Genomic DNA, 10,155 nt, shown 5'->3' on the forward strand with positions numbered 1-10,155 from the left:
TTATTTGTTCATACACAAGCAGAAACGGTTGTAGTGGACATGATCCCGTTCACTTTTGGCATCAGGCAATCAGATCTTCAACCACTTTACCGTGAACATCAGTTAACCTGAAATCTCGACCAGAGAAACGGTAGGTCAACTGCTCATGGTCGAATCCCAGCAATTTGAGCACAGTCGCATGCAGGTCATGCACGTGAACTTTATTTTCGACCGCAGCGAATCCGAATTCATCGGTGGCACCATAAGCCTGTCCCCCTTTGACCCCACCGCCCGCCAGCCAGACCGTAAAACCATGGTTATTATGGTCACGCCCATTCATTTTTCCGGCATTGGCACCGGGAGTTGGTAATTCCACCACGGGGGTACGACCAAATTCGCCACCACACATCACAATCGTATCCTGCAGCAGACCGCGTTGCTTGAGATCTTTCAGTAGAGCAGCGATGGCCTGGGAACAGTCCCCGGCTAAACGGCGATGGTTCTTTTCGATTTCATCATGATTATCCCATGGCTGACCGGCTCCATGCCAGAGTTGTACATAGCGAACTCCCCGTTCAACCAGCCTGCGGGCGATCATCATCTGACGGGCATGCACACCTTTTCCATACATCTCATGAATGTGTTTTGGTTCATTATTCACATCAAACACATCAGACGCCTGCATCTGCATACGATAAGCCAGTTCGAACGACTGAATCCGCGATTCCAGCGCTGATTCCTGAGACCGTGCCGCCTGATGACGACGGTTCAAAGCCTGTAGCAGATCCAGTTGACGACGCTGCTCAGGCAAAACGAGTTGTTTGTTTTTAATATTCGAAATCAGCTTTTCGATATCTGTATGTTTCGTATCAATATGAGTTCCCTGATAGGCTCCAGGCAAAAACGCAGAGCGCCAGTTGGCCGATTCCGTAATTGGATAGCCGCCGGGGCACATCACCACAAAGCCAGGCAGATTCTGATTCTCTGTTCCCAGGCCATAAGTCACCCACGCTCCCATACTCGGGCGCGGCTGAATCAGGTCGCCACAGTTCATCATCATCAATGAAGGTTCATGGTTAGGCACGTTGGTATACATAGACCGGACAAATGCAATGTCATCCACGCATTCTCCCAGTTCAGAAAACAGCTCGCTGACTTCCAGACCACTTTCGCCATATTTCTTGAACTTGAAGGGTGAGGGCAGGGAGGCACCTGTTTTGCGCTCTGTCCTCAGATTTTCCATTGGTAATTTTTTGCCGGCGTACTTAGCCAGCGCAGGCTTGGGGTCAAATGTATCAACCTGTGAAGCGCCCCCATTCAGGAAGATATGAATCACATGTTTGGCTTTACCGGGAAAGTGTGCCGTCTTCGGCGCCATCGGCGAAGTCGGACTGCCTGCAGACGCGCCCGCCGCCTGATTCAGCATCCCTTCGGAAGCCATCAGAGTAGCCAGGCCCAGAGACCCCAGGCCGGTCCCGCAACGCTGCAGCATCTGGCGACGGGTAACGATGGGATCACAGTTAAAATGTGGAATTTGTTCAGCCATAATAACAGGCTCCTGCAATATTAATTTTTGTGTCTTTATAACTTAGTCAACAAACATGAATTCGTTAGAAGTGCACAGCACCTGAGCGTACTTCTCCCAACCGGTCATGCGTATTGGCGTTTCAATCTGGTCGTGGTGATGGGCGAGGAATTGCTTACCCAGTTCCAGCTCTTCAGTGACAGGATTTCGCATTAAAACCCGCTGATACAACTTCGTCACGGCAGTATCCACGCCCTGGTCTTTCCTTATTTTTTCCAGATCCAGATCTTTGACCAGGAAACGCGATTGTTCAATTAACAATGGGCTGTTCATGGCAAACAATGCCTGTTGAGGCACTGTCGTATAGGGTCGCTGCGCCGTACTGGATTCCACATTCGCAAAGTCGAATGTCCGGAATATATTAGGCAGATTATTCCGGTCCACAAAACTGTAGACGGTTCGTTTAGGTTCCGTCGGAATCTGATCGATCAGGAACCCTCTGCCTTCGGTTTCCTCACTCAGCTGTCCCGAAACAGATAACAAAGAATCGCGCATTGCCTCAAAGTCGAGTCGAACCGGTGATCGTTTCCAGAGCAGACGGTTATCGGAATCAATCAGGCGGGCTTGCTGGCTCTCCTGCATTCCCTGTTGATAAGTGGCTGATAGCATAATGATTTTATGCAGTGATTTTACCGACCAGCCTTCTTCCATAAAGCGGGATGCCAGATAGTCCAGCAGTTCCGGATGGGAAGGGGGATCGCTGCGAACACCAAAATCACTGGGAGTTTTCACCAACCCTTCTCCAAAATGATGCATCCAGACCCGGTTTACGAACACCCGGGCTGTAAGTGGGTTGTCTTTCGAAGCGATGGCCTCTGCCAGTTCCAGGCGGCCACTCCCTTTCTCAAATGGTTTGCGGTCTGCGCCAGCCAGTATGCGGAAGAACTGCCGCGGTGCCTGATCGCCTCGACGGCCCGGGTTCCCTCTCAGATGCACGTGAGAGGTGACCGGTTTGTCTTTATCTAACATCACCATCGCGCGTGGTGGTGCGCCCGGGGATGTCACATCCAGAGTTTCCAGCTGTTTTTCCAGCTGGCGAATTTTATTGCGTTGGGCTCGGTTAAACATCGATGCTGCCACTTCATCGTTACTGGCAGCGGGACAATCCGCATCATATAAAATCAGCCGTAACTCTTCTGCGGCAGGATCTTCCAGTTTTTCGGGCAGAGTTTTTTTCGCTTTTCCTGCTTCTGCCAGTTCTTTCAACCACGCCTGCTCGACTTCTTTGAACGCAGTTCCATAAGCTCGGCAGACATCGTAGATGTTCTCTGGAGGATTGTTTTTCAAAGCGTGGACAATCAGACGATTCACCCGCTTGTCGGCCTGTGTTTCTGCTTCCTGCTGCGATAGTTTCTGTACGATTTCCGCAGCACGCGCAGGGAATTCGTCAGGCTTCACTTTTAATGCGGCAAACTGATTCCAGGGAGACAGTACGGCCCGCTGCGATTTGGCATTGCGCGCCAGATAAGAACGCCAGAGATCGACGTACCGTCGATGAGGTGCTTCCTTACTTTCGTATTTTGGCTTTTGATCGCCTCCTGCTGCCAGTTTCTGTTTTTCGGCGACTCCCTGCAACACATCACCAACGGTCAGACGGGCGGTTGCTCTGAATTTCTCTGCTTCGCCATGAATATAATCATCGACCTTTTTTTGTCGTTTCGCCCGCTCGGCCTGATAGACCTTGTAGTCTTTTTCTGATTTAGGTTTCCCGATCAGAGGCAGGTCTTTCTCCTCCGGTTCATAACTGCTGATGAACACGCTATACAGCCCGTAATAATCTTTGGTGGGAACCGGATCAAACTTATGGTCGTGGCAGCGGGCACACGATGCCGTCAATCCCAAGAGGCCGCGCGAAACGAGGTCAATCCGGTCATCGGTGATATCATGAATATTTCCCCGATAGCGACGTCCCACTGTCAGAAAACCAAGCGCTGCCAGCGAACGATCATCGCCTTTGCGGTCGATCTGATCTGCCGCCAGCTGCTCCCGAATGAACTGATCGAATGGTAAATCTTCATTGAACGCGCGAATTACATAATCGCGATACGTATAGGAATAAGGGTAGCGGCGTTCTGAGGTAAACACATAACCTTTGGTATCCGCATAGCGGGCCACGTCCAGCCAGTGACGTCCCCAGCGTTCGCCATAATGGGGAGAAGCCAGCAGTCGATCAATCAGCTTTGCATAGGCGTCCGGAGATTTGTCATTCACGAATGCTTCCACTTCCTGATACGTGGGAGGCAGGCCAATCAAATCCACGGTTGCGCGACGAATCAGTTTGCGACGATCCACGGCAGGTGACAGACTCAGGCCTTTCTCTTCCAAACGTTTGATGACGAAAGGGTCAACCGGTGATGAGACCCGCTGCGAAGCTTTCACTTCGGGCAGTTGTGGCTTCGTCACAGGCTGAAATGACCAGTGGCTCTCTGCCAGTGTTTCATAATCGTATGCGCCGTTGGTCGGTGCCAGCTTGGCGTCCTTCTCAGAAAACGGCCAAGGCGTTCCCAGCTTCACCCAGCGTGTCAATGCAGCGATTTCATTATCTGGCATTTTTTTCTCAGGAGGCATCTGACTGTCGTCCTCATGATACTGGATGACCTGAATGATACGACTCTTCAGTGGGTCTCCCGGCACAACGGCTGCACCGGTATCACTGCCTTTCATCATCCAGGCATGAGTATCGAGACGCAGGCTCGCTTCCTGTTTTTTAGAACCATGACAGGCATGACAGCGTTTCACCAGAACCGGACGAATTTCTTTTTCAAAAAACTCAATCTGCTCGGCAGGAATTTTATTGTTGTTGGCAGCAAGACTCAGAGCAGGTACTGTCAACACAGTAATCATAAAAACGGTTAACCAGTACATACCTGATGCCAGGCCGGGTTTTGATGATGGATGAAACAGAATCCAAAGCCGCCTCATTTTCAACTCTTTCTCAGTGAAACCGTGGTGGGAAAAATTGGGAGGGAAGGAGCAGATCCGATCTTAAGCCGGTAAACTCCTCTATCTATTATTCTACTCTGCCAGAGATGCAAAGTGTAGTCTGTATTTCGCACTTAAGCCTTATGAAGCATAGGTTTAGTTCGATTCACTTTCATCTGTATTCTTAACATTGTTGTGAAAATCCCGCCCGGTGCCCCATTTAAAAGAGACCCAAAATGCAGTACAGTAGCAATCAAGCTGTCCTGTTCCCCGGGATAACTGTCTGTACTGATTGAGCTTGCCATAAAAATGGAACCTCGATTGCTGCATCAGTCTCTGGAAACAGGGTATTAATAATATCGGCTGAATCACCAACTGGTTTAATCGAATCATCATCCGACAGGATTAGAAAAAAGGGGGAATCATGACTGAGGATCAAGCATTAACCGAAGCTGAAATCCAGGAATTCCTGAACACTTACTCCAACTGGGAACTCCGCGATGGCTGGATCCGCAGAAAATATGGGACTCCTGGCTGGTCGCATACATTGATGCTGGTCAACACGATCGGCTACCTGGCAGAAGCCGGAAATCATCACCCGGATTTGAGCGTTGGCTATGCAGCGGTCACCGTGAAACTGCAGACACACAAGGTGCACGCCATCACAGGGAAAGACATCAGCCTCGCGAAAAAAATTGAAGAAACCGTGCTCTGGCAACCAGAAGCAGACTCCCCCCTGGACGGGTTTCCCAAAAAATGGGTCCACTAATTCAGGTCGACGCTACTCGGTTCGAAGGACTTCACTGAACTATCGAGAGCAGGGACAGGATGCAGCTTTGAGGAAAGATCAACAATGAAACAGGAACGCATCCTGTTCGTAACCGGCAGGCTGGCTGAATTTTCATTACGCGGCGTATTAGACAAACTTGCTCCCCAGGTTGGTTTTGAGTTTGAAGTCGTTGTATTGAATGTCCAGGTCGCCGCCCTGATGCATGTCCCGCTGATCTTGCGCAGACTCACTGTTCCACCAGACACCGACTGGGTTATGCTGCCTGGACTCTGCAAAGGGGATCTGCAGACACTGACCGATCACTTTGGTATTCCCTTCAAACGGGGACCCAAAGACCATTTCGACCTGCCCGAATATTTCGGTCAGGCAGATCGTCCTCCCAAAGATCTCTCCCGGTTTGACATCGAAATACTGGCAGAAATCAATCACGCCCCCTTTCTGACTGACGAAGAAATACTGCGACAGGCAGACCATTATCGAGATAACGGTGCAGACCTGATCGACGTCGGCTGCGTTCCCGGAGATAGCTGGTCGCGAACAGGTGAAATCGTGAAGATGCTCATCGACGCAGGCCATCGGATTTCGATCGACAGCTTTGAACGCACCGAAGTGGAAGCAGCAGTCGCCAGCGGCGCGGAACTTATACTGAGTTGTAACCACGCCAACCTCGACTGGGTTTCCAAGCTGGGCGTCGAAGTCGTCGCCATCCCGGATGTCCCCAGCGATTTTGAGTCCCTGCACGCTATCGTGGAAGAACTCACGAAACAGGGCACACCGTTTCGCATCGACCCCATTCTGGAACCGATCGGGTATGGCTTTGCTGCTTCTTTAGAACGTTACTATCGAGCACGTAAAGAATTTCCGGATACCGAAATCATGATGGGCATCGGCAATCTGACGGAACTGACTGAGGTCGACACCGCCGGCATGAATGTACTTTTGGCCGCTCTCTGCCAGGAACTGAAAATCCATAGCGTCCTGGCAACCGAAGTCATTAACTGGGCCCGCAGTACGATTGGGGAGTTCAATCATGCCCGGCGCCTAGTCAAATATGCCATCGATAACCAGACCCTTCCTAAGCACGTCGAATATCAACTGGTCATGCTGCGCGATCCGAAACTCAAAGAACTTGGCTCAGAAGCATTGGCGAACCTGGCGGCTCAGATCCGGGATCCGAACTATCGCATTTTCGCAGAAGAGAATGCCTTACACGTCATGAACCGGGATGGCTACTGGAAAGGCACCGATCCGTTTGAACTCTTTGATCAGTTCCAGGCCGCCAACCAGAAGGATCTGGATGCATCACATGCCTTTTATCTGGGCTACGAAATGAGTAAAGCAATGACGGCTTTAACCTTGGGAAAACAGTACAAGCAGGATCAACCATTAAACTGGGGCTTTTTAACGCAGGCTGAAACCAGTGCACTGGAACGTCGTCGCGGGCAGGGGGAAGACACACAATGTGGGCCTCGCTGATGATTCCTTCTCGATCCGGGTCCTGTTATACTGTCCCCTTAGTGGCCTTGGTATGTCGGGTGCTCACAGCGTGTTTTAGTTAAAAATAGATGCATCATGTCTGGAAATTTATCTCAGGATCTGTCTCAAGAGCAGGGGAGCCCCATTGCGGAACAGCTCCCTCTTGTAGAAGAACTGATTCCCTGTCCGGACCTGGAGCAACTGCTGATCGAGTTTGCCGGCGAAGACAGTCTGCTGGTCCTGGACAGTGCCCGTCAGTCTTCCTCGCAGGGACACTTCTCATACTTAATGTGCAATCCCCTCACGCGGACTCAAATTCAGGCTGCTGAACTGGGAACCGATCCTTTTCTGCCGATGCGCGAAGTACAGGCACGCCATCAGATCGAATCGGTACCGGGACTCCCCCCGTTTCAAGGCGGGTTCGCCGGCTTGCTCTCTTATGAACTGGGGCGCTGCTGGGAAGAGTTTCCCCGCGCACCGCAGGATGAATTCCAGCTCCCCGATTTTGCCGTCGGCTTTTACGACTGGGTCATCGCCTGGGATCATCACCAGCATCGTGCCTGGCTGATCGTCCAGGGCTTTGACGAGAGTCTGAATGCACAGAGTTACGAACGAGCAATCCAACGCTGCCAGTCTGTCAAAGCACGCACTGATTCAGTTCTCTTTGACCGTCGCGGCAGAATCGATCAACTGCCGCAATGGAACACGGAGCCTCCACTGCCTCTGGAAGCGCTTTCTTCTGCATTCCCGCTGGAAGGGTATCCCCATATTTTCAGCAATTTCTGTAAAGCAGAGTTTCAGGACCGTGTGTCACAAATTATTGAATACATTTATGCGGGCGATATTTTTCAGGCGAACTTTTCACATCGATTGCTCAGCCGAACGACGAGTCATCCTGCAGAACTCTATTTGAATTTACGATCGAAGAATCCTGCTCCGTTTGCCGGCTATTTTGGCTGGGATGACTGGGCAGTTCTCAGTGCCTCGCCCGAACGCTTTCTGAATGTCTCCGGAAGCGAAGTCGAAACGCGTCCCATCAAAGGGACCCGACGTCGAAAATATGTTCCCGAAGCCGACCTGCTTACGCGGGATGAACTGCGGGAAAGCGAAAAGGATCAGGCCGAAAATGTGATGATCGTCGATCTGCTCCGCAACGACCTGTCGCGCGTCTGCCTGCCCGGCAGCATCCGAGTCCCCCAACTCTGTTCGGTGGAAACATACGAAACGGTGCAGCACCTGGTTTCAGAAGTTCGCGGACAGCTCAAACCCGATACAACGGTCTGGGATCTGCTCGCGGCTTCGTTTCCCGGCGGTTCCATTACCGGCGCACCCAAGGTCCGATCAATGGAGATCATCGCGGAACTCGAGCCCACGGTCCGCGGCCCTTATTGCGGCTGCCTGTTTTACGCTGGTTTGAACGGGGAATTTGACAGTAACATTCTGATTCGAACTTTCACCGTCCGCAAAGGCTGGATCCAGTTCCCGGTCGGAGGCGGGATTATTGCCCAGAGTCAGCCACGTCTGGAATACGAAGAAACCCTGCACAAGGCGGCGGGAATGATTGCCGCACTTCACAGTTAAACTGCTGCTTCAGAATAAATTTGATGATCCTGATTATTGATAACTATGACAGTTTCGTGTTTAACCTGGCTCGCTATTTTGAGGAGCTTGGTCAGGAAACGCACGTCATCCGCAATGATCAGATCACCCTCAGACAGGCAACGGAACTGAAACCTTCTGCCCTGATCCTTTCACCGGGCCCCTGTACTCCGGAAGAAGCCGGTCTCAGCCAGGAACTCGTCCGCCACTTCATCGGACAAATCCCTATTCTCGGTGTCTGCCTCGGACATCAGGCGATCGCCGCCAGTCTGGGGGGAAACATCATTCGTGCCCCACAACCCGTGCACGGCCAGACGTCTCTGATCTATCATCAAAATTCACGCCTGTTATCCAGTCTACCTGATCCGTTTCCCGCCACCCGGTATCACTCACTGATCATTGATGAAGCAACCCTGCCAGTCGAACTCATGATTACGGCACGCACAGCAGAGGGCATACCGATGGCAATCGAACACCAGAGTGCCCCCTTATTCGGTGTACAGTTTCACCCGGAATCAATTCTCACCAAATGCGGACTGGAGTTGCTGCAAAACTTTCTCACGTTCCTTTCGGACACGACACTTCAAACTCAAGACACTCTCCACTGAGTCTCCCCGGTCCGGTTAGTTAAGCTGGTTTAAGTTTCCTTTCTGACTTCCAGCGCAATTCGTTACGACCCTGCATTTTTTTCATTTCCTCACAGCACGGCTCGAATCGAGTGTAATACTTCACAACAACCTCCCCACAACGAACCGATAACAACGATGATATCAGAGTATTAACGACTCTGTTGTCGCTTTTTACTGAACGCGAGCTCGTTCATGTATTCAGAAGATTTGCGGGGATATTTTCATGCGATTCACTAACGGAAACGTTAAACATCAATTTGTATCAATCGTAACAGTTGCGTTCACTCTGTTTGCGATATCAATCAGTTCTTCATTCGCTGGTGAATGGCTGCATGACTTCCAGGCTGCGCAAAAACTCGCGCAGGATAAAGATGTAGCTCTGCTCGTTCATTTCCATGCTTCCTGGTGTGGCCCCTGTCATAAGATGGAACAGACCGTTTTAAGTACGCAGAGCATTAAAAGTGTCCTCGGTAAACGCATTATTGGTGTCAAAATCGACAGCGATCAGTATCCACATCTCATTGATCGGTTTAATGTACGCTCGCTTCCCAGTGATATCCTGCTGACCCCCACGGGGACCATTATTACTCGGACCGACGGGATGCAACCGAAAAACACTTATTTAAGCTTTCTAGGGCGAGGTGCTTCCCGTTACGAAAATGACAGACGCGTTTATCTGGCTCAGAAAAGTAAACAGGAACTGATGCAGAGAAAACAGCAGGAAAGTGACTTTGCCAAAGCAGAGCCGGTTGAGATTGAAGTCGAAGAAAAGACCTACGTCGCGACGGATCCTGACAGAATCGGCCTGGAAGGTTACAGCCCGGTTGCCTTAACTCGGGATCGTAAATGGACGAAAGGCAAGGATGAATTCAGCTGGCCTTATCAGGGCATCACTTATCTGCTCTCTACGCGTACTGAGTTCGAAATCTTCAAGATTGATCCCGGACGATATGCTCCCCAACTCCTGGGCTGCGATCCTGTCATTCTGAATAAGCAGGACCGCGCCATTCCCGGCGATACAAAATACGGTGCCTACTACGATCATAATCTGTACCTGTTCGTTGACCTGGAATCCCGGGAAGAATTCAAAAAGAACCCGGATCGCTTCAGTCGTACGATGCACGTCTTGAAAATCAAACAGGCCGAAGGCAGTGTTGTGCGTTAAGCGGCAACTG

Annotated in this window: 7 protein-coding genes; 5 read left to right on the forward strand and 2 right to left on the reverse strand. The window is 50.9% G+C overall.

Annotation, left to right across the window (positions count from 1 at the left end):
- Positions 1 to 61: 61 nt before the first annotated feature.
- Both Pan161_RS05460 and Pan161_RS05465 read right to left on the reverse strand, forming a co-directional pair.
- A complete protein-coding gene (locus Pan161_RS05460; protein WP_197995710.1) occupies positions 62 to 1,525 on the reverse strand; it encodes a DUF1501 domain-containing protein in 1,464 nt (487 codons plus the stop codon).
- Between the two features lie 42 nt (positions 1,526 to 1,567).
- Positions 1,568 to 4,486: a DUF1553 domain-containing protein gene (locus tag Pan161_RS05465; protein WP_145224773.1), complete on the reverse strand. Its 2,919-nt coding sequence runs from the start codon at positions 4,484 to 4,486 to the stop codon at positions 1,568 to 1,570.
- A gap of 424 nt (positions 4,487 to 4,910) precedes the next feature.
- On the opposite strand from Pan161_RS05465, the gene Pan161_RS05470 reads away from it, so the two are divergent.
- From Pan161_RS05470 to Pan161_RS05490, 5 genes are all read left to right on the forward strand, one after another.
- A complete protein-coding gene (locus Pan161_RS05470; protein ID WP_145224775.1) occupies positions 4,911 to 5,255 on the forward strand; it encodes a 4a-hydroxytetrahydrobiopterin dehydratase in 345 nt (114 codons plus the stop codon).
- Positions 5,256 to 5,339: 84 nt separating this feature from the next.
- Entirely contained in the window at positions 5,340 to 6,752 is a 1,413-nt protein-coding gene (locus tag Pan161_RS05475) for a DUF6513 domain-containing protein (RefSeq protein WP_145224777.1), read from the forward strand.
- 96 nt (positions 6,753 to 6,848) lie between these two features.
- Positions 6,849 to 8,333 carry an aminodeoxychorismate synthase component I gene (pabB, locus tag Pan161_RS05480; RefSeq protein ID WP_145224779.1) on the forward strand — a complete coding sequence of 495 codons (1,485 nt, stop codon included), beginning with the start codon at positions 6,849 to 6,851 and terminating at the stop codon, positions 8,331 to 8,333.
- A gap of 23 nt (positions 8,334 to 8,356) precedes the next feature.
- A complete protein-coding gene (locus Pan161_RS05485) occupies positions 8,357 to 8,959 on the forward strand; it encodes an anthranilate synthase component II (protein ID WP_145224782.1) in 603 nt (200 codons plus the stop codon).
- Between the two features lie 244 nt (positions 8,960 to 9,203).
- Positions 9,204 to 10,145 (forward strand): thioredoxin family protein, encoded by a 942-nt coding sequence (locus Pan161_RS05490; RefSeq protein WP_145224784.1) that lies wholly within the window; start codon positions 9,204 to 9,206, stop codon positions 10,143 to 10,145.
- The last annotated feature ends 10 nt before the right edge of the window (positions 10,146 to 10,155 follow it).

The sequence above is a fragment of the Gimesia algae genome, assembly GCF_007746795.1.
GTDB lineage: Bacteria > Planctomycetota > Planctomycetia > Planctomycetales > Planctomycetaceae > Gimesia > Gimesia algae.